Source organism: Rhodococcus sp. 06-470-2, assembly GCF_002258235.1.
Lineage (GTDB): Bacteria > Actinomycetota > Actinomycetes > Mycobacteriales > Mycobacteriaceae > Rhodococcoides.
The window spans coordinates 24,336-47,239 of record NZ_NOYB01000008.1; the positions used below are offsets into that span (position 1 = coordinate 24,336).

Sequence of the window (22,904 nt, forward strand, 5' to 3'; positions counted from 1 at the left end):
GGTCGCTGCCTGTGCCGCGGCCCGCCACCGTGAGCGAAGGGGATCGTACGACGTGGAGATTTCAGGAACAGCAGCACTTGTCACCGGTGGAGCGTCGGGCCTCGGTGCCGCAACGGCCGCTCGTCTGGCCGCCGCAGGCGTCACCGTGTTCGGGCTCGATCTGCCGCAGTCCATCGAGCGCGCCGGAGACAGCGTCCCGGCCGGGGTGACTCTGCTGCCCGCCGACGTCACCAGCGAGGCCGAGGTCGAGGCCGCCCTGGACACGATCGTCGCATCCGGTGTGCCGCTGCGCATCGTCGTCAACTGTGCAGGCGTGGGCTGGGCCGGGCGCATCCTGTCCAAGAAGGGACCGCACGATCTCGAGCTGTTCCGCACCGTCATCACCATCAACCTGCTGGGCACGTTCAACGTGATGCGGCTGGCCGCGAACCGGATGCAGTCACAGTCGACCGTCGACGATGCAGGCCAGCGCGGCGTCGTCATCAACACCGCGTCCGTCGCGGCGTTCGAGGGCCAGATCGGCCAGATCGCCTACACCGCCTCCAAGGGCGGCGTGCACGCGATGACCATCACTGCCGCCCGCGACCTCGCGCAGGTCGGCATCCGCGTCAACACCATCGCGCCCGGCATCGTCGACACTCCGATGTTGGCCGGCGTCACCGAGGAATACCGTCAGGGCCTCGAGGCGTCGGTGCCGTTCCCGTCGCGCCTGGCTCAGCCCACCGAGTACGCGCAGCTGGTCCAGATGATCGCCGAGCACGATTACCTCAACGGCGAGACCATCCGCATGGACGGCGCGATCCGCATGGCACCGCGGTAACCACCGACCACTCCGCGTGGCCCCGCCGATCGGTGCGGGGTCACGCGCGAGCGCGCAGGTCCGCCACCGTCGGGATCTCCTTCTCCGCACGGTCGGACATCCACTCGCGCAACACTTTCGTCGCCAGAACATCGTCCTCGTTGTAGACGAGCAGTCGCTCGCGTTGCGTGTGGTCGGGCTCCGCGTCGTATCCGACGGCTTCCCGATACCAGCCCATGGACGCCTCGCCGCCGGCCTCGTCGTCACGCCACGCGAATCCTGCCACCGGCGCAATCTTCTTCAAACCCTTGCCGTTCGGGCAGATGAACTGATCACTGACGGCCTGATAGATGTCGACCCACTGCTCACTGTCGATGAACTCGTGGATCTGCGCCTCGGTGGGCACCCCGGGAACGTCGGCGAAGCGGCGGGCCGAATCGAGCAACCACTTGTCCTCCGCCTGCCGTGAATAGCAGTACGCGGCAAAGGTTTTGCCGCGCGCGGCCGCGTCGGCTCTGGTGTCCATCAGCCAGTTCCAGAACACCGCGAACGAGCGGCCCTCGTCCACGGTCGGCAGCGGATCCCAGGTGACGAAGCCGCGATAGGTCGGCGGCGGGCCACCCGCTTCGGTGAGCAGCGTGCCCCACAGGTACGCGCCGTGTTCCTGATAGCTCTCCATGTCCACGTCCACCTCGACGTCGGCGCGGTGCACCGTCACGGTCTCCGAGCGCCGCAGCAACGGCACGTCGGCTCGCCAGGCCAGCGCCGCGGACACGGCGTCGTCGAAGTTTCCGAAAGGCCACTCCTCCGGTGCCGGGCCGGTCCACTGCGCCAACTCGTCGATGGTGCGCACGCCCGCGCTGCGCAGCACATCTGCGCGGGAACCGGAGGCCACCAGCGAAACGTCACGAACGGCCTCGAGTTGCGGCTTGCAGTCGAACCACCACGAACAGGATCGGCACTCACTGACCTGGGAGGGAACAGTGAACGCGGTGCCCTGTGCCACCGAGAGCCGGTCTGCGAAGCGGGTGTCGTATTCGTCGAGGACCGAGGTGAGATCGTGCACCAGCATGCATTCGCCCTTGTAGCCCACCGCGCCGCCGACGGGCGTGGCCGTGGCCAGGCCCTCGTGCGCCAGCATGCGATACAGGTGAGCGAGCCGGAGCTGGTCGCGGAGTTGGCTGCGCACCTTGCGGGTCTCGTCGATCGCCGGAGACCATCGATCGAGCGGGGTGGTGCGCGCGCCGCGGCCGGGGTCGGTGACCTTGTGGTTGACCACGATCACCGGGATGTAGCCGCCGGACGCGTCGCGGACGAGCAGTTCGCTGCGCCCGCGTCGACCGGTGTCGCGTTCGAGGGGCAGTACCGCGTTCCAGATGCGTTCCACTCCGTCCCGACAGGCGGCGACGGTGGCGTCGGCAGCGTCTCGGGCGGTGGGCTCGTCGATCTCGGTCCACAGCATCGGATCGTCCACGGCCAGCTGCGCGCGGATGTTCTCCCGGTGGGCCTGAGCTGCTTCTCGACGCTGCCGCACCCCTGGGTTCTCGGGTTCACCGCGCAGCAACGATCCGTACGCGGTGTCGAGATAGAGCCGGTGCCTGCACCGCGTCAACGATCCGGCATCGAGCAGCACGGGTGCAGGAGCTCGTCGACCGTTCACACTTCAAGACATTAGGTCAGCCCTCCGACAGCCGGTGCAGATCACCGCCCGTCAGCCTGCGAACACCACCGCCCGATAAGGTGTGTGGAACGCACTTTTCCCGCCCAGCAGCACATGTCAGGAGCCTTGTCGATGGGTTTGTTTCGCAAGCGTAAGGGTCGTGCCACTCGCAAGGCAGAGGCCAAAGCTCTCAAGCACAAGGCAACACTCGAAGCGAAGCTGGGCGCGAAGAACGAGCGCAAGCAGTTGAAGGCGATCGCGAAGGCACAGCGCAAGCTCAGCGCGGTGGAGGCCAAGTCGCAGAAGAACGTCGAGAAGGCGCAGGTCTCTGCTCTCAAGGCTCAGCAGAAAGCTGCGATGCAGGGAACACTGAGCGTGGCTCAGATCCGCAAGTATCTCGGTATTGCCCGGCTGCTGATTCCGGTGTTGGCCCCCATCCTCTACCGCGGTGCGACCGTCGTTCGTGCGCAGCTCGACAGCCGCAAGGCGCAGCAGCTCGGTGTTGCACCCGATCAGCTCAGCGAGTACACCGGCCACGGCGGCAAGCTCAGCGCACGGATCGCCGGTGCCGAGAAGTCGCTCGGCACCATCGGTGCGCGCCACTCCGATCCCGAGACCAAGAGCTTCGGTGCCGCGATCAGCGAGCGTCTCGACGATCTGACCACCGCTGTCCGCGCATCCGAGCAGATGCCGCCCGCTCGCCGCAAGACCGCACACGCCGCTATCTCCGCAGAGCTCGACGGCATCGAGGCCGATCTGCTCGCCCGTCTCGGCGTGCGCTGACCCCTGAACGAACCGATGACCGACAGCTCCGCCGCCCCGCTTCGCGGCGGAGCTGTCGGTATCGTCACCGCGGCGCTCGCGGTGGCCGCACACGGCATGGCCGGCGGCGACTGGCCCGACGGTTCTGCCCTGGCCCTGCTGATCGTCGTCGGCATCGGTATCGGTGCCATGACAGCCCTGCCCAGGCGTTCGACCGTTCTGCTGCTCCCGGCTCTGCTGACCGGCCAACTCGTCGCCCACATCGCGCTGAGCCTCGGCAGCGCAGCTCAGATGCACGCACACTCCCTGCTTCCCAGCACAGCCATGATCGCCTTCCACGCGGTCGCCTCGGTCGTCGCCGGATTCACGATCGCCGCGGCCGAGCGCATCTACGGCCCGATCACCTCCATCGTCCGAGCGGTTCTCGCCCTCCTCACTCCCCTGCCCGACGGTTCCGCCGTCGGTCGCGTCTCCATGTCCGTTGCGGTTCCGTCGGTGGACGGCACTGCGCTCGACTGGGTCATCTCTCGTCGCGGGCCCCCGGTGTCGATCTACTGACCGACACTCCTTTTCCCGCACATCTCTGCACAGAAATGACCCAATCCATGAAGAGCTCTCTTTCCCGTGCCCTGTTCGTCTCAGGAGCCACCGTCGGCGCGTTGCTGATCGGCGCAGGCGCAGCGTCCGCACACGTCGTCGTCTCGGCACCCGACGCCGCGCAGGGCGGCTACTCGGTGCTGACGTTCCGCGTTCCCACCGAGTCCGATACTGCCTCGACCAGTTCGGTCAAGGTGACCCTGCCTGGCTTGAATTCTGCTCGTACGCAGCCCATCCCGGGCTGGACGTCCACCGTCGAGAAGGACTCGGCCGATCTGGCGGTGTCGGTGACGTGGACGGCGAACCCCGGTTCCGAGGTCGGCCCGGGCCAGTTCCAGCAGTTCCTGCTCTCCGCGGGACCGCTGCCCGAGCAGGAGACCGTCTCGTTCCCGGCCACTCAGACCTACACCGACGGTGAGGTCGTGAACTGGGACGAGCCGATGACCGAGGACGGTAGCGAGCCCGAATTGCCCGCTCCCACTCTGACTCTGGCCGCGGCCGGCGGTGATGCGCACGGCAGCACCCACACCGAGACCACCGCAACAGCGGAGGCGTCGACGACGTCGGAGGACAACACCGCGCGCTGGCTCGCCGGCGTCGGACTCGTACTGGGAGCCGTCGGCGCAGGTCTGGGCATCGGCGCGACGATCAGGGCGCGGCGCTCGTGAGATCGCTCGTAGTTTCCACGAAGGCACTGCTCGTCTCGGCCGCAGCACTGCTGGTGCTGTTGATCGCCGCACCGATCGCGTCGGCGCATTCGCAGGTCACCGGGTACAGCCCGGCCGACGGCTCCTCCCTCGACTCGTCTCCGGCGACGGCGTCGGTGTCGTTCAACGAGGTGCCGCAGTCGCAGTTCGCCACGCTCAACGTCGTCGGGCCCGACGGCAACATCTGGTCGAAGGGCGACGCACGCATCGAGGGCCAGAGCGTCGTCGTCGACGTCGGTGAACTGGGACCGATCGGCGAGTACACCCTCGCGTACCGCATCACCTCGGCCGACGGTCATCCCGTGAGCGGCACGGCGACGTTCACGCTGACGCAGGAAGGTTCCGGCACTCCCGGGGCACCGGCCGACGCGTCGGGCACCTCGGAGGAGTCGGACGGCGGATTCCTCGGCGGCTACGGACACATCGTGTTGATCGTGGTCGCGGTTCTGGCCTTCGCGGGCGCGTTGGGGTTCGCCCTGCGCAAGCCGAAGACCCAGAAGTAGTACCGACGTGGCTGCGGTGGGCGAGAGAAGCGTTCGGTTGGTGCTCGCCGCCGCAGCTGCGGCGTTGCTGGGGGTCGCGGCGGCATTCGCGCTGGCGTACCCCACCTTTCCCGGTGGGTCGTCGTGGCTACGGGTGATCGCGGTGGCGTCGGGCTCGGTGGTGTTGGGGTTCGGAGTTCTCGCTGTCCTGGACGCCAGTTCCGAGTCCCGACGCCCCGCCGTCGACCCGCTGGTGATGTGGCGCGCGATCGGCTATCTGTCGGGGCTGTGGGCGGTGGCCGAGTTCGTTCTGCTGGCCGCTGCGGCAGCCGATTCGGCCGGGCGTACGCCACTGACGTTGTCGCCGAGCGCTTTCACCACGTTCGCCACCTCGATCTCGGTGGGCCGTCTGGGTTCGGCGACGGTGATCCTGACGCTCGCTCTGTGCGCCGTCGGGGTGGCCGGGTATCGGTCGGGGGCGAGCTGGTCTCCGATTCCGGTGATCGTGCTGGCGTCCCTCGCCCTGGTGGCGCGGCCGATCACCGGTCACATGTCGCAGTTCGCGTTCGGATCCTTCGCCGTTGCCGTGCATGTGCTGTGCGCGTCGGTGTGGCTCGGTGTACTGGGTGCGATGGCGCTGAGTCTACGGAGCAAATCGGCGTGGGCGACTCTGTTGCCGGTCTATTCGCGGGTCGCGTTCTGGTGCGTCGTCGGGGTGGCCACCACCGGGGTGCTGGACGCGGTTCTGAAGCTCGACAGCCTCGGCGCCGTGGTCGAGACCGGTTACGGCCGAATCGTTCTCGCGAAGGTTCTCGCCACGGTGATCCTGGTCGCGTTGGCTCACCGGATCCGTGGGACGTGGTTGCCGACCGTCGCAGCACACCGATCTACGGTGGAGCACTCGGTGGGACGAGCGGCCGCACACGTCTGCCTGCTGGTGGTGGCGTTCGGCTTGGCCGCGGCGCTGGCGACCACCGCGTGAGCCGGCGGTAGGCACAACCGTGTCGGTGCGCTGTACTAGCCTGAGTGCATGCCGAAGTTGACTGTGGTGCCGGGTGGATCCTCGGCACCTGCGCTCGGCCGCATCCACACTGTCGCAGAGTTCTTCGCCGGTATCGGCTTGGTGCGAATGGGCTTGGAGCAGGCCGGTTTCGAGGTCTCGTGGGCCAACGACATCGAGCGCGACAAGCACCACATGTATCGCCAGCACTTCGGTGACGATGCAGGCCATTTTCAACTCGGCGATGTTGCCCACACCCGGGGAGACGACCTGCCCGACGATTTGTCGTTGGCGTGGGCGTCGTTTCCGTGCACCGACCTGTCGTTGGCCGGGGGCCGCGCCGGTCTGGCGGGCAAGAACTCCTCGACGTTCCGGCATTTCACGCGGGTGTTGAGTGAGCTCGGTGCCGCTCGGCCGAAGGTGGTGGCGCTCGAGAACGTCGTCGGGCTGGCCACCAGTCACGGCGGCGACGATCTGGCCGCAGCGGTGCGAGAACTCAACGAGCTCGGCTACTCGGTCGATGTGCTCACCATCGATGCTCGACGCTTCGTTCCGCAGTCGCGGCCACGCCTGTTCCTGATCGGCGCGCAGAATCCCCCCGAGGATGCCCGCGATCCCAACAGTGAGCTGCGGCCGGATTGGTTGCAGGCGGTGTACGGCGATTCGACGTTGCTGACGCACCGCGCTCCGTTGCCGAGTCCGCCGATTCCGTTGACCAGCGGCCTCGGCGATGTGGTCGAGCGCATGGACTACCGAGACGATCGGTGGTGGGACACAGCCCGTACCGCGGCGTTCGTGCAGTCGTTGTCGCCGATTCAGTTGCAGCGCATCGAGATTCTGAAGAAGTCCCGCAAGGTCAGCTACCGCACCGCCTACCGTCGCACCCGCAACGGCGTCGCTGTCTGGGAGGCTCGGCCCGACGACATCTCCGGCTGCCTTCGTACCGCCCGCGGCGGTTCGTCGAAGCAGGCGGTGGTGAAGATGGGCAACGGCCGGTTGCAGGTGCGTTGGATGACGCCGCTCGAATACGCTCGCCTGATGGGTGCCGGCGAGTACACACTCGACGGTCTGCGAAACAACCAGGCGCTCTTCGGTTTCGGTGATGCGGTGTGCGTTCCCGTGGTCACGTGGCTCGCGGAGCACTACCTGATGCCACTGGTCAGCGGAACGATGCATGCATCGAATACAGCTGCGGCGCATGTCCAGTCACGGTAAGTCCTCGCTGCGGTCGTCTGCCGTCGCGCCGCGCAAGAGCACTCTTCCCGCGGACGATGTGCAGTCCTTTCGCGCGGCCCTGCGAGAAGTGCTGAGCGAGAGGGACGATCAGGGCCGGGTGTGGTCGGCGGCCAAGTGGGGCGTGTATGCGTTCTACGATTACGACGGCGAGCCGATCTACGTGGGGCAGACCAAGGAAAAGCTCAGCGTTCGGGTGCAGCGTCACCTGACCAACCAGCGCACCGACGCCGTCGCGATGCGGGTACTCGACGTCTTCGAGGTCGCGGAAATCGAGATCTGGCCGCTGTGGCAGTACGAGGATCTCAAGAAGTCCGACGGCGCAGAACGATTCCGCGCAGCCGAGCGTGATCTGAACGCTCACGAGTACACGGCGTACCTCGAGGCCATCGACAAGTCTCGACACAAGGCGATCCTGAACGAGAAGATCCCACCGGTCTCGGAGCCCATCGCACTCCCGGCGTCGCTGCGTCGATCGTTGATCTCGGAGCAGACCCGCCGCGAGCGCGGGCACCCCGACATCCGCATCGCCCGTCGTGCCGAGACGATTTCGCGATTGGCTGCGGTCACCCGCGAACGCGGTGAGGTCTCCGAGGGTCTACGGCGCGTACTCGTGGTCCAGGCCGTGCGCCTGGCCTACCTGTCGGCCGAGCGACTCGCCTTCGTCGAGGGACATCCCCTCCCCGACCCCGCAGCCATCGACGTCACCGCCCTGGTGGGATCGGTGCTGCACGAGCGCAGTGAGCCTGACGATCTCGAAGACACGGAAGATGCGATCGAGTCCGCGGACACCACCGAGCCCGACGGCGAGTTGGACCTGTTCAGCGAGTACTGACTCGCCCCGCCGTAGGCTCGCCTCGTGCCACTTCCCCCTCACGTTGCCGATCTCACCAGCATCGATCTGCTGCTGTCGGTGGCCGAGCTCGGCAGCATCGGGCGAGCGGGCAGAGCCCACGGCATGTCGCAGCCGGCGGCCAGTGCGCGCATCCGTGCCCTCGAACGCCGCGTCGGCGCGCCATTGCTGACACGGGGCGCGCGCGGAACGGTACTGACCGAACTCGGTGAGCTCGTCGCCAGTTGGGCTGCGCCGGTCGTTCGGTCCGCCGAGGACTTGGCGACGGCCATCGCCACGTTGCACGCCGAACGCATCGGCCATGTGCAGATTGCCGCGAGTCAGACTGTCGCAGAGTATCTACTGCCGCGCTGGCTGGTCACGCTGCACACGCTTGTCCCGCACATCGTGCCGACGCTGAGTTCGGGTAACTCGACGGTGGTCGCCGAGAAGGTGCTCGCGGGAACCGCCGACCTCGGTTTCATCGAAAGCCCCAGTGTCCCTACGGCTCTGGATCACCGTACCGTTGCCACCGACGAACTGGTGCTGGTGGTGGCACCGGACCACTCGTGGGCCGCCACTGCGCCGTCGGCCACCGAGATCGTCGGCACCGCCCTGGTGACGCGGGAGGCCGGGTCGGGGACGCGCTCGGCCTACGAAAGCGCCTTGGCAGCAGCGGGTCTCGGGCAACCGGCCTCGCCGCTCCTCGAGGTCTCCTCGACGACGGCGATCAAGTCCGCGGTCGGAGCGGGAATAGGCGGAGCCGTGCTGAGCTCACTGGCCGTCGCTCCCGAGCTGGCTGCCGGGACCCTGGTCCGCGTACCGATTCCAGGACTGACACTGCATCGTGAACTGCGGGCGATCTGGCCGTCCGGCCGCGCGCCGAGGGGACCGGCCGCGGAGTTGCTCACCGTGGCTGCGAAGACGCAGCCATAACCCTGGGTTATGACTGAGTGTTGAACCGGTGCCTACCGAGCCGGCACGGCACCCCGCAGGCTGAACACATGACGGTGACAGCTCCTACCCGCGTGGTGCGCCGCCAGCCCTTCGAGCACATCACCCCCAACTGGTTCGCCGCGGTGATGGGGACCGGCATCGTGGCCACCGCGGCCGCGACGTTGCCGGTGCAGTCCCCGGCTCTGCACGTGTTCGCGGTCGCAGTCTGGGTCTGCGCAGCTACGGCGCTCGTCGTGATCGGTGTGGCCTTCGCGATGCACTGGATCGGGCACCGCGACCGAGCTGTCACCTATGCCCGGCACCCGGTGATGGTGCAGTTCTACGGCGCTCCGCCGATGGCACTGCTCACCGTCGGCGCGGGAGCAGGCCTCCTCGGTACGGACCTGCTCGGATCCACCGCGGCGACCGCGCTGTTCGCCGGTCTGTGGATCGCCGGGACGATCACCGGTCTGCTCACCAGCGTCGTGGTTCCCTTCCGCATGATCACCTCCGTTCACCGGGAGCAGGTCACAGCCCTACCCGCATGGCTGATGCCCGTCGTTCCGCCGATGGTCTCCGCGTCGACCGGGGCGTTGCTGCTTCCGCACCTACCTGAGGGCCAATGGCGGCTGGCGTTGCTGTGCGCCTGCTACGCGATGTTCGGGCTGTCGCTGATCGTTGGGATGATCACGCTGACTCTGATCTACGGGCGTCTGCTGCACGGCGGTCTCCCGCCCGTCGACGCGGCTCCCACCGTGTGGATCACGCTGGGACTCATCGGCCAGTCGATCACCGCAGCGAACCTGCTCGGCACCGACGCATCGACGGTGTTCACCGGCGCACAATCCTCGATCGCCGTCGGACTGCACGTCTTCGGCATCGGCTACGGGCTGATCATGGGCGGCTTCGGTGTGCTGATGTTCGCGCTCGCCACGGCTCTCACCGTGCACGCGGCGCGCAGGAACCTGGGGTTCTCGCTGACGTGGTGGTCGTTCACCTTTCCCGTCGGCACCTGCGTCACCGGGGCGAGTGCCCTGGGACATGCACTGAATTTCGGTGCGGTGCAGGCTCTGGCCGTTGCCCTGTACCTCTTGCTGCTCGCCGCCTGGTTCACCGTGGCCACCCGCACTCTTCGCGGTATCCGGCGCGGAGACTTGTTGTACCCCGCCTGATCTCACATGTGCGAGAGCACGTTCACCACGTTGCCGTCGGAGTCGCGAAAGAAGAATCGGCGTACGCCCCACTCCTCGTTGGTGATCTCGTAGACGATCTCGAGTTCGGCGTCCATCGCTGCCCGGTACGCCGCGTCCACGTCGTCCACTTCGATCGACGCCGACGGGTTGACCGGCCCGGTGGGATCGATGGTGATCAGGCTCAGCTGCGCCGCACTGTCACCCGACGGCGCGAGCGTGGCGATCCACCCGTGATTCATCACCACCTCCATGCCGGTGACCTGGACGTACCTGTCCAGCGCCGCATCGAGATCGGTGACCGTGAGCAATGGCATCGCGCGCACAACGTCCATGCCCGGACTGTATCGCCCACCCCGACCGCGGATCGACTCCCCAGTTTCGGATTTCCGACTGCGATCGGAGGCACGAATCCATATCCGAGGAGCCGATCGCGATCCGGCTCCAACCCTGTGACCCACCAGACAGGAATAATGTTTGCTTAGCGCATGTATGTATATATATGGTTGCAGACAGCAAGTAAATGGAACTCATCGTTGGAGCACTCATGGCAGTTCGATCCACTACAGCGGAGTCGCTGGTCGAAGAGGTCTTCCTCTTCGGGCGCACGCTGAAGCGGGCCGTGACCACCGGAGTCGAGGATTCACCCCTGCCGCAGGCGCTGACCGGAGTGTTGGCCATCCTGGCGACCGAGGGCGAATGCAGACAGACCGACCTGGCCAGCAGGCTCTGCGTCAGCCAGTCCGCCCTCAGCCGGCAGATCGCGGACCTCGTCGACCTCGGCTACATCGATCGGCATCCCGATCCGGACGACCGAAGGGCGTCCCGGGTCTGTGTGTCGGACGTCGGCCAGGTTCGACTGAAACAAATCTGGGACAGACGCGCACGTCGCCTGGCAGAGATGCTGAGCGGCTGGAGCGAGTCCGAGGCACTCGATGCACTCGACTCGATCCGCAAACTGAACGACACCTTCAACGAAGACGCCCACGCCCAGCACCAGGACGTGGTCCGCATTGAATCGATTGCGAGATAGAACATGACTACATCTGCGGAAACTCCGCCCAATCAGGCAGTCGTCGATCCCGACGCGATGTCGCACCGCCAGATCCTCGAGGCACTCACCGGCCTGCTGGCTGCGCTGTTCACCGCGCTGCTGAGCACCACGATCGTCTCGACGGCGCTGCCCACCATCATCGGTGATCTGAAGGGTTCGCAGACCGCGTACGCCTGGGTCATCACCACAGCCCTGCTGGCCAACGCCGCCTCCACTCCCATCTGGGGCAAGCTCGCCGACCTGTTCAACAAGAAGGTGCTGGTCCAGAGCGCGATCGTCATCTTCGTCGCGGGCTCCCTGATCGCCGGCTTCGCACACAACGTGCCGGTACTGCTGGCTGCCCGCGTCGTCCAGGGCATAGGCATGGGTGGTCTGACGGCACTCGTCATCGCCATCATCGGCACCATCGTCTCGCCGCGTGATCGCGGCCGCTACTCCGGCTACACCGGAGCGGTCATGGCCGTGTCGATGTCCGGTGGCCCGATCCTGGGCGGCGTCATCGTCGACAGCCCCCTCGGCTGGCGTTGGTGCTTCTTCGTCTGCGTGCCGCTTGCCGTGATCGCCCTCGGACTGCTGCAGAAGACCCTGCACATCAAGACCGTCCGCAAGGACAACGTCTCCATCGACTGGCTCGGCGCACTCCTGCTCACCGCAGGCGTTTCCGTTCTCCTCGTCTGGGTCTCGTTCGCAGGCAAGGCGGACTACTACGCCTGGATCTCCCGTGAGACTGCCTACCTGGTGGGCGGCGGAGTTCTGCTGCTGATCCTGACGGTCGTCGTCGAGGCTCGGCACAAGTCGCCGATCATCCCGCTCAAGATCGTCACCGAGCGAACGACCGGCCTGGCCATCATCGCCTCCATCGCCGTCGGTGTCGGCCTCTTCGGAGCCACCACCTTCCTCGGCCAGTACTTCCAGACCGCTCGCGGCTACACCCCGACCGAAGCCGGATTGCTCTCCATCCCACTGGTGTTCGGCATGCTCGTGGCCTCCGTCGGTTCGGGTCAGCTCATCACCAAGTTCGGAAAGTGGAAGCCGTTCATCGTCACCGGATCCATCCTGCTGGTGATCGGATTCCTGCTCCTGGGCACCATCGATCACGCCACCAGCCTGGTCACGGTCGGCATCTTCATCACGATCGTCGGCCTCGGTACCGGCATGCTGATGCAGAATCTCGTTCTCGCAGTGCAGAACACGGTCAGTGTGCAGAACGTCGGTGCGGCATCGTCGACTGTTGCGTTCTTCCGCACCTTCGGCGGCGCGATCGGCGTCTCGGTTCTCGGTTCCCTGCTGGCAACCCGGGTGGCCGACAAGTCCGCAGCCGGCCTGGCCCAGCTCGGCGTCGACAGCTCGTCGGGCGGCGGTGGATCGCTCGATCTCACCTCACTGCCTGCTCCGGTCCTCGAAGTCATCCGCACCGCGTACGGTGATGCGACCGGTCGCATCTTCATGATCGCCGGGTTCGTCGCGATCGTCACGCTGATCGCGGTCGTCTTCATTCCCAATCGCCCACTGCGCCAGACGATCGACATCGCGTCGACCCCTGCCCAGGGACCCAAGGATGAGCCGCAGGACCAGCTCGCCGAGATTCCCTCCTTCGGTGCCACCCAGGATTACGTCTCCGCCGAGTACGAGACCGACCGTCGCTTCGAGGGCGGCCGCGCCGAGGGTCGTCACGAGGCGCAGCCGGGGCAGCGCCCCTTCGAGGGGCTGAGCACCGACGCACGTGACCGGCTGCTCGCCCTGCTGCTACCCGAGCCGAAGGACACGCTGGCGGCACTGGACGAGGCCGAGACCATCCGCGCCGAAGTGATTGCACTGCAGCAGGAACTCGACGCGAGAATGCTCGATTTCGATGCCGTCTGCGAGCGGCTTCGTCGCCTCGGACTCAGTGAGCAGCAGATTGCTCGGGTGTTGGGAGACAACCACATTCCCGACAGTCGCAATCACTACGCACACGCCGGACTGAACGGACACAGCGTCAACTAGGCTCGCGCGTCGACGAAAGTTCCCCGCACCCCCACCGGGAGTGCGGGGATTTTTCGTTCTCTATGCTCCAAGACCGAACCGTCCACCATCTTTCGGTTCTGCACAGGCGGGAGGATCTTTCATGACACGTCGTCTCCAGGTCTCCGCCGCCGCGGTCCTGGTAGCAGCGCTTGCCTGCGCGTCGTGCGGAACCGAGGAACGAGCGTCGACGGCCGGCACTCCCATCGACGGTGCAACAGGACCTGCTCCGACTCTGGGCTGGACTCTCACTCCCTCGGATGTGGGTGTCGAGGGCGGTCAGTTTCGTGATCCCGTTCAGGGCAGCGACACCGATTCGACGGAATCCGGTTCCATCTCCGACGGCTCGACGGTCGTCACGCTCGTCGGCCGCCTCGACGGCAGAGAGTTCGTCGACGCCACCCTGGTGGGATTGCACATCGCCGACGGTGCGGTGCGGTGGCGTACCCCCGCGGAGAACGTCGTCGGCTGCGGTGAGGAGTTGGTCGACGGGCAGGTCGTCTGCTACCGCGGCTCCGCAGGCACGACCTCCGAAATCCTCACTGTCGACGCTGAATCCGGGGAATCGAGTACTCGGGACGCAGCGTTTCCGATCACCGGTCTGACCACCGCAGACGGCCACGTGTACACCTCTCGGGCGGTCCGCGAGGGCGTCCGGCCGACGGTGTCTCGCGGCACCGCGGACGACGTGGACGCGGACTGGTCGGTGCAGTTCGATTCCACGTCCTCACCCAACACACAGTTCGCCTCGACGCTGCACACCGAGAACGGGATCGGGCTGTTCGACGACGGCCGAGGAGTGTTCGCCTTCGACCTCGCCACCGGGGTGAACCGGTGGTCCAGAACAGCTCCGAACTGCGCTCGCTCGGGCACCGCGTCGAGCGACGGCAACGTGCGGGTGGTGCGGACGGACTGCTCGGATCCCACCGTGGTCACAGGTTCGGAGATCGTCGACGCCGACGGATCCGTGCTCGCTGCAACGGATTCCGTGACCCTGCAGCGGCTGACGTTCGACGCACCCGCCGAGCAGAGCCCGTTGCTGCTCGGGACGGGCGGCTATCGGCCGCCGAATCCGGATCCCGTGTGGACCGACGAGAATCTGGTCTGGGCTGTTGCGCCGGAGATCACCGGACCCGCCGCTGCGTTCCTGTCGACCAACGGACTGGCATACGCCGTCACGGGTTCGGTGGCGCTGCTGCGCAACGACGACACAGCCGCCGAATCCGCAATCGACCTCGACACCGGGAACACGCTGTGGAGTCGCGAATCAGGAGGTTTCGCGGAGGTCGGTGCGCTCGACGGTGACGTCGCCACTCTGTTCGGACCGGAAGTGCTGCGCGGGATCGACGTCGGAACCGGATCCACAGTGTGGGACATCCCCGTGGCGACATTCGACGACGAGGGAATCGATCGGCAGTCGTGGCCGATGTTCGATCGAGTCGGCACCGACTCGATCTTCACCAGGGCCCTGAGCATCTCGGTCCTGCGTACGACCTAGACCGTCCCTCGTCGCCCGACGTCGCCGGGCCCGGTTCTACCGACCCGGGATGTACTTGAGCGCCTTGACGAAGGGCGGCATGATCTTCGCCCACAGCTTCGGCGGAAGTCCGCGCGGTCCACCGAGATTGAGCAGACGCGTCGTCGCGATGGTCTGCGACTCGGTGTACTTGAGCAGGCCCTCGGTACCGTGCCTGCGTCCGACACCGGATACGCCCATGCCGCCCATCGGAGCACCGGTGGTGCCCCACGTCGGTGCGTAGCCCTCGTCGACGTTCACGGTGCCCGAATGCAGCCGTGCCGCAATGGCTTCGCCCTGGGCCTTGGTCTTGGCCCACACGCTGGCGTTGAGTCCGTACTCGGTGTCGTTGGCCTTCTCGATGGCCTCGTCGACGTCGGCGACGGGATAGATCGACACCAGCGGCCCGAAGGTCTCGGTTGCCGCGCATTCCATGTCCTCGGTGACGTTCGTCAACAGCGTCGGCTCGTAGAACAGCGGGCCGATGTCGGGGCGCGCATTGCCTCCGGCGACGACGGTCGCGCCCTTGACCTTGGCGTCGTCGACGTGGGCCGAGACGGTCTTGATCTGATCCTCGGAGATGAGGCTGCCCATCTCGATGCCGAATTCGTAGTCGGCTCCGAGGCTCATGTTGCGCACCCGCTGACCGAACTTCTCGGTGAACTCCGCGGCGATCGACTTCTCGACGTAGATACGTTCGATGGAGATGCAGAGCTGGCCGGAGTTGGAGAAGCAGGCCCGCACGGCCGCGTCGGACACTTCCCGGAGGTTGGCACCCTTGGCCACGATCATCGCGTTCTTGCCGCCGAGCTCGGCGGAGAATCCGATGAGTCGACGCCCGGCCTGCTCGGCCAGGAGCTGGCCGGTAGCGGTGGAGCCGGTGAACATGACGTACTCGGTGTTCTCGACGATGGCGGTTCCCACCACCGAACCCGGGCCGGGAACGACGGCGAACAGGTCACGGGGCAGACCGGCCTTGTAGAGCAGTTCGACGCAGGCGAGCGCGCAGTACGGCGTCTGGCTGTCGGGTTTGAGCACGACGCCGTTGCCTGCCAGCAGTGCCGGGATGGCGTCGGACACTGCGAGGGTCATCGGGTAGTTCCACGGGGCGATGATTCCGACGACGCCCTTCGGCTGGTAGCGGACCCTGGTCTTGGTCAGCACGGGCAGCATGCCGGTGACCTTCTTCGGAGCCAGCAGCTTCGCGGCGGTGCGCGCGTAGTGCCGCGCGGTCATCGAGATGTCGAGAACCTCTTCGAGAGCGGCGGCGCGGGACTTGCCGGTCTCGGCCTGCGCCATGTCCATCAGCTCGTCGCGGTGGGCGAGCACCAGGTCGCGGTAGCGGTGGAAGATTTCGGCGCGCTCGGACACGGGCCGCTTGACCCAGGCAGCCTGAGCTGCGCGAACGCGCGCGATCGCGGCGGTCGCATCGGCGGCGGTACCGACCGGGATGGTCGCCAGCTCCTTGCCGGTGAACACCTCGGTGATGGTCTTCGTCGGCCGCGATTCGGCGTCGGGGATGGCGATGAGATCGGCGAGCCGGGTGAAGGTCGCAGCTGACGGTGCTGGCATGGACGGGTCCCTACTGGTGAGTAGTGTTCGGAGTAACAGACAACCTACCTGCTTGCTGGCTCAGTTCACAGACCCGAAATTGCGCCACCGTATGGCACGATGGTCACTGGTCTACCGGACGTCGGGGCGTACGGAGCTACAGGGTGGGAATCACATGCGCAAGGCACTCGTTCTGGCCGGAGCCGCAGCATTGATGCTGTCGTTGGCAGGCCCGGCTCAAGCCGATCCTGTTCAGGACTTCGTCGCTCCCCCTTCGGACCCCGCTGCGTACCTTCCCACCCCCCTGGGCGATGCGTGGTTCGATCCCCCGGCCGGGTACGAGAACCTGCAGCCGGGCACGGTGCTGAACCGTCGAGACGTCGCGGTGACGCCCGAGGCGTCGTCCGTTCAGTTGCTCTTCCGTTCGACCGATTCCAAGAACCGCCCCATCGCGGCGGCGACGACGGTCCTGACGCCCACCGCGCCGTGGTCAGGAGCCGGAGATCGTCCCGTCGTCGCATACAACGAGGCAACGGACTCGCTCGGTAATCAGTGCGCGCCGTCGTACACACTGCCGCGGGGCAACAACAAGGAGATCGATCAGGTTCGAATTCTGCTCGGTCGCGGCTACACGGTGGTCGTCACCGACTATCAGGGTCCTCGACAGGCCTATTCGGCCGGTCTCGTTTCAGGGCACACCGTGCTCGACGGCTTGCGCGCATCGCAGAGCGCGGGGGTGGCTGCGGACGCTCCGATCGGCATAACCGGCTACTCCGGCGGTGCCATCGCCTCGGGTTGGGCCGCGCAGTTGGCTCCGGAATACGCGCCGGAGTTGAACATTGCCGGCGTCGCGTTCGGTGGCCCGCCGACCGACTACAAGATTCTGCAGACGTCACTGAACGGCCAGATCGGATCGGGTCTGTTCACTGCGGCGGCCATCGGCCTGTCCCGCGAGTACCCGGAGATGCGGCAGCTCGCCAACGACAACGGCAAGCGACTGGCTCTGGCGCAGAAGGATCAATGCGTGGACGTGTTGTCCTACACGGGACTGCTGCTGCTGGACCAGCGAAACCTCTCCAACGTCCCCGACGTGTTCGAGCATCCGATCACCAAGGCGATCGTCGAAGAGAACCGCATGGGCCAGCGCAAGCCCGACGCACCGATCTACATCTACCAGGGACTGCAGGACTTCCTCATTCCCAAGGAGGGTGCCGAGGCGGTGCAGGACCAGTGGTGCGCAGCGGGGGCGTCGGTCCGGCTCGAAGAGATTCCAGGGGACCATTCTCTGGCGCAGACCAACGGCCGTCCCGGAGCGTACGACTGGCTCGGGCAGCGGCTCGCCGGAGAATCGACCTCCGGGTGCGAGCGCGTCATCCGCTAAGAGTTGACCCTGCGGAACGACCCGCGAGGCTCGTAGCTTGACCCTCACGTCACGGGAGGCGGCACAGTGTCTTTCGTGAGTGATTCTTCCGCGAACGGTTCGGCCGGCTTGCAGGTCGGGGCAGTCTCGAAGTTGGTGGGTGTCAGTGTCCGAACGCTGCATCATTACGACGAGATCGCGTTGGTGGTGCCGTCGGGCAGAACGCCGAAGGGCTATCGGACGTACTCGTCCGCCGATGTCGAACGGCTGCACCAGGTTCTGACCTACCGCGAACTCGGGTTCCCGCTCGACGCCATCGCGGCGTTGCTCGACGATCCTACGGTCGATGCCATGGCGCATCTACGCCGACAGCGCGACCTACTGAACGAGCGGATCGATCACTTGCACGCAATGGCTGCGGCCGTGGACAAGATGATGGAGGCGAAAAAGATGGGTATGCAACTGACTCCCGAGGAGCAGCGAGAGATCTTCGGCGACAACTGGCCCGGCGAGGAGTACGCCGAGGAAGCCGAGCAACGCTGGGGCGAGACCGACGAGTGGAAGCAGTCGCAGCAGCGGACGGCGTCGTTCACCAAGGACGATTGGAAGGCCGTCAAAGAGGAGACGGATCTACTGGAAACGGATCTCGCTGCCGCGATGCAGCGGGGTGTGTCGCCGGAGTCCACCGAGGCCGGGGAACTGGCCGAGCGTCACCGGGCATCGATCGAGCGGTACTACGACTGCGGCTACGAGATGCAGGTGAACCTGGCGGAGATGTACATCGCGGACGAGCGATTCGCCAAGCACTACAACGACATCGCCGACGGCTTGGCGCAGTACCTTCGTGATGTCATTGTCGCGAACGCCGCTCGTCAGGGGTGACGCGGACCATCGCAGAACGCTCGTGTGCGGTCGATCCTCCCCAGACTCCGTGCTTTTCGTCGGAGTCGAGCGCGTGTTGCAGGCAGCGTGCGATCACGGGGCATCGTTCGCACACGAGCTTCGCCTGTCGCTCGAGGCTTTTCAGCGAGTATCCTCGCAATCCCAACGGCGGGTAGAACATCGAGACCGGCATCGAGCGGCAGGCGGCATCGATCTGCCAGTCCCAGTGCTCGGCGATCGGTTGCAGTGCTTGCGCTTTCATCGGCAGTGTCCACCTCTTTCGGATCAGCGATCGAGCAGTCGGCGAGCGTTGCCGGATGTGGTCCCTCGCCAGTTGTCCAGTCCGCCGTTCGCGGCACCGGCGTCGAGTGATTGCAGTTGGTCCTGTACCGCGGCGATCGGCGTGAAGCAGTAGTCGCTGCCGTAGACCAGACGATCGGGGCCGACGGTGGACAGCAAGGCGGGCAGCTGCCTCGGTACAGGAGTTCCGGCGAGGTCGAACCACAAGCGCTGCAGCACATCCGGCGTGGTCGGGGTCCCCAGACCCACCTGGGTTCGGAAGAAATCGACTCGGTCCGCCAGCAGTGGTAGAACTCCGCCGCCGTGAGTGAACACCCAGCGAATGTTCGAGAATCGATCGACCACGCCCAGCAGAAGCAGGTCGACGACGGTTTGTGCTGTGTCGAAGAGGAATTCGATCATCGGTGCCGGACGCCCGAGCGATACTGCCCCCGAATTCGGCGGTGACGTCGGATGTACGAGCACGACCGCCGATCGCGCATCGAGCGCCACCAGCAGTGGCGTCAAAGCGGCGTTGCCCAAATACATTCCGCCGGCGTTCGACATCACCGTCACTCCGTCGGCCCGCAGCTGGTCCAGCGCACGGATGGCCTCGACCGTCGAATCGACGACGTTCGGCAAAGGCAAGGACGCGAAGAACCCGAGTCGGGGCCGATTCGCGACCACCCCGGCTCCGAAATCGTTGACCCGTCGAGCCAGTTCGGCCGCTTTTCCGTCGTCACCGAAGTGCACACCGGGCGAGGAGACGGACAGGATCGCGCTGTCGATGCCGCAGCCGTCCATCATCTGCAGGTGCTCATCGACCGACCAGGACGGCCACTTCGGCATGCCGTCGGGAAGGACGATGCCCGACGCGAGAGCTTCGCGGAGATAGAAGTCGGGAACCATGTGCGAGTGGACGTCGACGAGCCCGGCCGACGTGAGGCCGGGGGACGCCGATGCCATGGCGGAGGTCAAGGTCGAGAGGGCAACCCCGGAGATCGTCGCGGCACTGAGAGTGCCCAGCAGCGTTCTGCGATCGATCACAGTGGAGGTCCTCGTTTCGATGCCACCGACTCAACTGACGTTATCGTCACATATGAGATAATCCGCAGTCAACGGTGAGATGTACCAACGAAGATCGGACTAGCATTGCGCGATGACCACCGAACGTACGAAGCCGAGCCCGCTGCAATTTCTGGGGTATTCGTTCGGTCGCACGCTGCCCGAGTCCATGCAGGAGTGGGTACGCAAGGACTTGGTGGGCAACGGAGCGCAGGTCCGCTACATCGCGCGGTTCACGGTGCCCGTCATCCCGCTGCTGTTGTTGTTCTTGTTGATCCCGGGACCGCTGTGGATGTCGCTGGCGATGATGGCCCTGCTGTTCATTCCGCTCGTCTACTTCGCGATCGCATTGATGAACGTCTACCGGCGGCATCGCTTGTTGATCCACGGCCTCGATCCGCAGTTGATCAACGCGAAGGCGCAGAGCCGCGCCGACCGCACTCGAAACGACTACGAACGCCGTCACGGCCGCGGTTGATGTCCGGGCGATAGTCTGTGCCGCATGACTTCACCTGTGGAATTCAAGGCAACAGCTGATCTGGCCGACGAGATCGGTCCCGACATCCGCAGCTGCGACACCCAGTTCATCCAGTACGGCAAGCACACCGAATTCGCGGGCCCCATCACCACCATCCGCTGCTTCCAGGACAACCTGCTGGTGAAGCAGACTCTGAGCGAACCCGGTAACGGTGGCGTTCTGGTGGTCGACGGCGACGCCAGCGTGCACACCGCACTCGTCGGCGACATCATCGCGGGCCGGGGCGTCACCAACGGTTGGGCCGGAGTCATCGTCAACGGCGCGGTGCGCGACTCGGCGATCCTGCGCACGCTCGACATCGGCGTCAAGGCACTGGGCACGAATCCGCGTAAGAGCACACAGACCGGCTCGGGTGAGAAGAACGTGCCGGTCAGCTTCGGCGGCGTCACCTTCACCCCGGGCGAGATCGTCTACAGCGACCACGACGGCGTCGTCGCGGTCTAGTCCGACGCAGAAAAGGGACGGCGATTTCGCCGTCCCTTTTCTGCGTTTGCCTCTACTTCACGAACGCGAGCAGCGCGTCGTTGACTTCCTGGAAGTGCGTCCACAGCAGTCCGTGCGGTGCGCCGTCGACCTCGACGTACGTGGCCTCCGGGAACACCTTGTGGAACTGACGGCCGGTGGAATCGATCGGCAGGATGTTGTCGGCCGTGCCGTGCAGAATCAGCGTGGGCTTGCCCGATTCGCGTACCTTCTCCACATCGCCGCGGAAGTCCTCGAGCCACGTGGGCACGACGGCGTAGGCGGCCACGGGCGCGCTGTTGGCCGCGGTGTTCCAGCTCGCACGTACCGTCGCCTCGCTGATACGGCTCCCGAGGTTCTCGTCGAGGTTGTAGAAATCCTTGTAGAAATTGTCGAACCAGGCGAAGCGATCCTCCCGCGCGGCACTGTCGATGCCGTCGAACACCGACTGCGGAACTCCGGTTGGGTTGTCGTCGGTCTGCAGCAGGAACGGCTCGAGTGAGGCGAGAAATGCGAACTTCGCGACGCGATCCGTGCCGTGCTTCGCCGCGTACCGAGCGAGTTCGCCTGTGCCCATGGAGAATCCGACCAGGATGACGTCGCGCAGATCCAGTTCGGTCAGAACCTTGTCCAGGTCCGAGGCGAAGGTGTCGTAGTCGTATCCGACGGTCGGCTTGCTGGATTGGCCGAAGCCGCGGCGGTCGTAGGTGATGACGCGGTAGCCGGCGTCGAGCAGCGCCCGTGACTGACGTTCCCAGGAGTTGCCGTCGAGTGGGTAGCCGTGGATGAGGACGACCGGCTGACCGGAGCCGTGATCCTCGTAGTAGACCTCGACGGGGGTGGAGTTCTCGGTTCCGACGTTGATGTACGCCATGATCCTGCCTTCCTGTGTCCTGATCATCGAGCGGGAGAACGGTCGTTCTCTGCGCATGTGGACTACAGTAGAGAACGTTGGTTCTCTCGGCAAGGGGTATGCGATGACCAGTACGGAAATCGGACGCGCACAGGTGGTGAACGCCGCGGACGCACTGTTCTACGCGCGCGGTATCCAGGCGGTGGGGATGGACGAGTTGCGTGCCAAGGCCGGTATCTCCCTCAAGCGCCTGTACTCGCTCTTTCCCTCGAAAACCGCCATCGTCGCCGAGGTTCTTCGTGGTCGTACTCGGCAGTGGAACGACGGCATCAACGCCGAGGCCGCTGCCTACGAGTCACCTCGTCGGAAACTGCTGTCGATCTTCGACTTTCTGGACCACTGGTTCCGGGAGGACAATTTCCGCGGGTGCGCCTTCATCAACTCGTTCGGTGAACTCGGTACAACCATGCCCGAGGTCGCCGACGCGGCACAGCAGCACAAGAAGAACTTCATCGACTACGTCACTCGATTGGCCGTCGAAGCCGGATGCGCTCCGTCGGTGGGACTGCAGATCGCGTTGCTCGCCGAAGGTGCGCAAACCACCGCAGCCATCACCGAACTCACCGAATCTGCCACTGCAGCAAAGGCTGCGGCCGAGGTGCTGCTGGATTCGGGTAAGCAGTAGCGCAGCCCTGGTGTAGGCGGCACCGAACGTGCCACACTCGATGCCATGACGGCATTCGGCCCGGCTGTTCCGATTCTGCGCATCTTCGACGACGTCGAAGCGCGTGCGTTCTATCTGGACTATCTGGGCTTTTCGGTCCAATGGGAACATCGATTCGAGCCGGATCTGCCGCTGTACATCCGTCTTTCGCGCGGGGACTGCACCCTGGATCTGTCCCAACACTACGGCGACGGCACTCCGGGAACCTCCGTCTGGATACCGATCACCGATGTCGCGTCCTTCAATGCCGAACTGCTCCAGAAGAACAACCCACGCAGCCGACCGGGAATCGGTCACGACGCGCCGGGCGGGCCGACCATGACAGTCATAGACCCCTTCTCGAACCATCTCAACTTCTGCCAGGTGAGTCGCTGACTCATCGAAAATCACTGACATTTGACACTGAAATCATCTGCGG

The 22,904-nt window shown here is 65.6% G+C and carries 25 protein-coding genes; 19 read left to right on the plus strand and 6 right to left on the minus strand.

Annotation, left to right across the window (positions count from 1 at the left end; genetic code table 11):
* Positions 1-52 precede the first annotated feature (52 nt).
* Positions 53-820, plus strand: a complete 768-nt coding sequence (locus CH276_RS02965) for an SDR family NAD(P)-dependent oxidoreductase (RefSeq protein WP_032397116.1) — start codon at positions 53-55, stop codon at positions 818-820.
* A 40-nt stretch (positions 821-860) separates the two neighbouring features.
* On the opposite strand, the gene CH276_RS02970 is transcribed toward CH276_RS02965, so the two are convergent.
* Positions 861-2,429 (minus strand): TM0106 family RecB-like putative nuclease, encoded by a 1,569-nt coding sequence (locus tag CH276_RS02970; RefSeq protein ID WP_094629309.1) that lies wholly within the window; start codon positions 2,427-2,429, stop codon positions 861-863.
* Between the two features lie 162 nt (positions 2,430-2,591).
* Here CH276_RS02970 and CH276_RS02975 point away from each other — a divergent pair, with 162 nt between their 5' ends.
* From CH276_RS02975 to CH276_RS03015, 9 genes are all read left to right on the plus strand, one after another.
* A complete protein-coding gene (locus CH276_RS02975; protein ID WP_032397385.1) occupies positions 2,592-3,242 on the plus strand; it encodes a DUF6474 family protein in 651 nt (216 codons plus the stop codon).
* 15 nt (positions 3,243-3,257) lie between these two features.
* A complete protein-coding gene (locus CH276_RS02980) occupies positions 3,258-3,779 on the plus strand; it encodes a hypothetical protein (RefSeq protein WP_094629285.1) in 522 nt (173 codons plus the stop codon).
* 47 nt (positions 3,780-3,826) lie between these two features.
* Positions 3,827-4,486 carry a YcnI family copper-binding membrane protein gene (locus CH276_RS02985; protein WP_094629308.1) on the plus strand — a complete coding sequence of 220 codons (660 nt, stop codon included), beginning with the start codon at positions 3,827-3,829 and terminating at the stop codon, positions 4,484-4,486.
* On the plus strand, positions 4,483-5,028 hold the full coding sequence (gene mprA, locus CH276_RS02990; RefSeq protein ID WP_045197945.1) for an MprA protease, GlyGly-CTERM protein-sorting domain-containing form: 546 nt from the start codon (positions 4,483-4,485) through the stop codon (positions 5,026-5,028). The genes CH276_RS02985 and mprA overlap by 4 nt, the downstream gene beginning before the upstream one ends.
* Positions 5,029-5,035: 7 nt before the next feature.
* Positions 5,036-5,989 (plus strand): copper resistance D family protein, encoded by a 954-nt coding sequence (locus CH276_RS02995; protein WP_254923917.1) that lies wholly within the window; start codon positions 5,036-5,038, stop codon positions 5,987-5,989.
* A gap of 48 nt (positions 5,990-6,037) precedes the next feature.
* Entirely contained in the window at positions 6,038-7,222 is a 1,185-nt protein-coding gene (locus tag CH276_RS03000; RefSeq protein ID WP_254923916.1) for a DNA cytosine methyltransferase, read from the plus strand.
* Positions 7,206-8,075: a GIY-YIG nuclease family protein gene (locus tag CH276_RS03005; RefSeq protein ID WP_141214655.1), complete on the plus strand. Its 870-nt coding sequence runs from the start codon at positions 7,206-7,208 to the stop codon at positions 8,073-8,075. Before CH276_RS03000 ends, CH276_RS03005 begins: the two co-directional genes overlap by 17 nt.
* 24 nt (positions 8,076-8,099) lie before the next feature.
* On the plus strand, positions 8,100-9,008 hold the full coding sequence (locus CH276_RS03010; RefSeq protein ID WP_094629284.1) for a LysR family transcriptional regulator: 909 nt from the start codon (positions 8,100-8,102) through the stop codon (positions 9,006-9,008).
* A gap of 68 nt (positions 9,009-9,076) precedes the next feature.
* Positions 9,077-10,180, plus strand: coding sequence for a TDT family transporter (locus tag CH276_RS03015; protein WP_094629283.1), 1,104 nt, complete (start codon positions 9,077-9,079; stop codon positions 10,178-10,180).
* A 2-nt stretch (positions 10,181-10,182) separates the two neighbouring features.
* Here CH276_RS03015 and CH276_RS03020 read toward each other — a convergent pair whose 3' ends face one another.
* Entirely contained in the window at positions 10,183-10,533 is a 351-nt protein-coding gene (locus CH276_RS03020) for a VOC family protein (protein ID WP_032397112.1), read from the minus strand.
* 212 nt (positions 10,534-10,745) lie between these two features.
* Between CH276_RS03020 and CH276_RS03025 the strand changes: the two genes are divergently transcribed.
* The 3 genes from CH276_RS03025 to CH276_RS03035 all read left to right on the plus strand — a co-directional run bounded on the left by CH276_RS03025 (position 10,746) and on the right by CH276_RS03035 (position 14,754).
* On the plus strand, positions 10,746-11,231 hold the full coding sequence (locus CH276_RS03025; protein ID WP_032397378.1) for a MarR family winged helix-turn-helix transcriptional regulator: 486 nt from the start codon (positions 10,746-10,748) through the stop codon (positions 11,229-11,231).
* A 3-nt stretch (positions 11,232-11,234) separates the two neighbouring features.
* Positions 11,235-13,238, plus strand: coding sequence for an MDR family MFS transporter (locus tag CH276_RS03030; RefSeq protein WP_254923915.1), 2,004 nt, complete (start codon positions 11,235-11,237; stop codon positions 13,236-13,238).
* A gap of 121 nt (positions 13,239-13,359) precedes the next feature.
* Positions 13,360-14,754 carry an outer membrane protein assembly factor BamB family protein gene (locus CH276_RS03035; RefSeq protein ID WP_094629282.1) on the plus strand — a complete coding sequence of 465 codons (1,395 nt, stop codon included), beginning with the start codon at positions 13,360-13,362 and terminating at the stop codon, positions 14,752-14,754.
* 36 nt (positions 14,755-14,790) lie between these two features.
* On the opposite strand, the gene CH276_RS03040 is transcribed toward CH276_RS03035, so the two are convergent.
* The gene (locus CH276_RS03040; protein WP_032397109.1) at positions 14,791-16,344 is read right to left on the minus strand and encodes a succinic semialdehyde dehydrogenase; all 1,554 of its coding nucleotides are present in this window, start codon (positions 16,342-16,344) and stop codon (positions 14,791-14,793) included.
* A gap of 154 nt (positions 16,345-16,498) precedes the next feature.
* On the opposite strand from CH276_RS03040, the gene CH276_RS03045 reads away from it, so the two are divergent.
* Positions 16,499-17,704, plus strand: a complete 1,206-nt coding sequence (locus tag CH276_RS03045; protein WP_254923914.1) for a lipase family protein — start codon at positions 16,499-16,501, stop codon at positions 17,702-17,704.
* A gap of 66 nt (positions 17,705-17,770) precedes the next feature.
* Positions 17,771-18,565 carry a MerR family transcriptional regulator gene (locus CH276_RS03050; RefSeq protein ID WP_254923912.1) on the plus strand — a complete coding sequence of 265 codons (795 nt, stop codon included), beginning with the start codon at positions 17,771-17,773 and terminating at the stop codon, positions 18,563-18,565.
* On the opposite strand, the gene CH276_RS03055 is transcribed toward CH276_RS03050, so the two are convergent.
* A complete protein-coding gene (locus tag CH276_RS03055; protein ID WP_032397107.1) occupies positions 18,534-18,827 on the minus strand; it encodes a WhiB family transcriptional regulator in 294 nt (97 codons plus the stop codon). The genes CH276_RS03050 and CH276_RS03055 overlap by 32 nt on opposite strands.
* A gap of 23 nt (positions 18,828-18,850) precedes the next feature.
* Entirely contained in the window at positions 18,851-19,891 is a 1,041-nt protein-coding gene (locus tag CH276_RS03060; protein ID WP_254923911.1) for an amidohydrolase family protein, read from the minus strand.
* A 112-nt stretch (positions 19,892-20,003) separates the two neighbouring features.
* Between CH276_RS03060 and CH276_RS03065 the strand changes: the two genes are divergently transcribed.
* Together CH276_RS03065 and rraA are read left to right on the plus strand one after the other, a co-directional pair.
* Entirely contained in the window at positions 20,004-20,387 is a 384-nt protein-coding gene (locus CH276_RS03065) for a DUF5313 family protein (protein WP_032397106.1), read from the plus strand.
* A gap of 24 nt (positions 20,388-20,411) precedes the next feature.
* Complete coding sequence (rraA, locus tag CH276_RS03070) at positions 20,412-20,891, plus strand: ribonuclease E activity regulator RraA (protein WP_032397105.1); 480 nt, start codon at positions 20,412-20,414, stop codon at positions 20,889-20,891.
* A 52-nt stretch (positions 20,892-20,943) separates the two neighbouring features.
* Here rraA and CH276_RS03075 read toward each other — a convergent pair whose 3' ends face one another.
* Positions 20,944-21,783: an alpha/beta fold hydrolase gene (locus tag CH276_RS03075; protein ID WP_094629280.1), complete on the minus strand. Its 840-nt coding sequence runs from the start codon at positions 21,781-21,783 to the stop codon at positions 20,944-20,946.
* Between the two features lie 103 nt (positions 21,784-21,886).
* Between CH276_RS03075 and CH276_RS03080 the strand changes: the two genes are divergently transcribed.
* Together CH276_RS03080 and CH276_RS03085 are read left to right on the plus strand one after the other, a co-directional pair.
* Positions 21,887-22,447, plus strand: a complete 561-nt coding sequence (locus CH276_RS03080; protein ID WP_094629302.1) for a TetR/AcrR family transcriptional regulator — start codon at positions 21,887-21,889, stop codon at positions 22,445-22,447.
* 45 nt (positions 22,448-22,492) lie between these two features.
* Positions 22,493-22,861, plus strand: a complete 369-nt coding sequence (locus tag CH276_RS03085) for a glyoxalase superfamily protein (protein WP_094629279.1) — start codon at positions 22,493-22,495, stop codon at positions 22,859-22,861.
* Positions 22,862-22,904: the final 43 nt, after the last annotated feature.

Coding starts and splice junctions, on each gene's coding strand:
- CH276_RS03020 (WP_032397112.1), bottom strand. CDS start 10,533: ATGGACGTTGTGCGCGCGATGCCATTGCTCACGGTCACCGATCTCGAT.
- rraA (WP_032397105.1), top strand. CDS start 20,412: ATGACTTCACCTGTGGAATTCAAGGCAACAGCTGATCTGGCCGACGAG.
- CH276_RS03005 (WP_141214655.1), top strand. CDS start 7,206: ATGTCCAGTCACGGTAAGTCCTCGCTGCGGTCGTCTGCCGTCGCGCCG.
- CH276_RS02980 (WP_094629285.1), top strand. CDS start 3,258: ATGACCGACAGCTCCGCCGCCCCGCTTCGCGGCGGAGCTGTCGGTATC.
- CH276_RS03075 (WP_094629280.1), bottom strand. CDS start 21,783: ATGGCGTACATCAACGTCGGAACCGAGAACTCCACCCCCGTCGAGGTC.
- CH276_RS03025 (WP_032397378.1), top strand. CDS start 10,746: ATGGCAGTTCGATCCACTACAGCGGAGTCGCTGGTCGAAGAGGTCTTC.
- CH276_RS02975 (WP_032397385.1), top strand. CDS start 2,592: ATGGGTTTGTTTCGCAAGCGTAAGGGTCGTGCCACTCGCAAGGCAGAG.
- CH276_RS03055 (WP_032397107.1), bottom strand. CDS start 18,827: ATGAAAGCGCAAGCACTGCAACCGATCGCCGAGCACTGGGACTGGCAG.
- CH276_RS03000 (WP_254923916.1), top strand. CDS start 6,038: ATGCCGAAGTTGACTGTGGTGCCGGGTGGATCCTCGGCACCTGCGCTC.
- CH276_RS03065 (WP_032397106.1), top strand. CDS start 20,004: ATGACCACCGAACGTACGAAGCCGAGCCCGCTGCAATTTCTGGGGTAT.
- CH276_RS03035 (WP_094629282.1), top strand. CDS start 13,360: ATGACACGTCGTCTCCAGGTCTCCGCCGCCGCGGTCCTGGTAGCAGCG.
- CH276_RS02985 (WP_094629308.1), top strand. CDS start 3,827: ATGAAGAGCTCTCTTTCCCGTGCCCTGTTCGTCTCAGGAGCCACCGTC.
- CH276_RS03030 (WP_254923915.1), top strand. CDS start 11,235: ATGACTACATCTGCGGAAACTCCGCCCAATCAGGCAGTCGTCGATCCC.
- CH276_RS03085 (WP_094629279.1), top strand. CDS start 22,493: ATGACGGCATTCGGCCCGGCTGTTCCGATTCTGCGCATCTTCGACGAC.
- CH276_RS03045 (WP_254923914.1), top strand. CDS start 16,499: ATGCGCAAGGCACTCGTTCTGGCCGGAGCCGCAGCATTGATGCTGTCG.
- CH276_RS03040 (WP_032397109.1), bottom strand. CDS start 16,344: ATGCCAGCACCGTCAGCTGCGACCTTCACCCGGCTCGCCGATCTCATC.
- CH276_RS03015 (WP_094629283.1), top strand. CDS start 9,077: ATGACGGTGACAGCTCCTACCCGCGTGGTGCGCCGCCAGCCCTTCGAG.
- CH276_RS03080 (WP_094629302.1), top strand. CDS start 21,887: ATGACCAGTACGGAAATCGGACGCGCACAGGTGGTGAACGCCGCGGAC.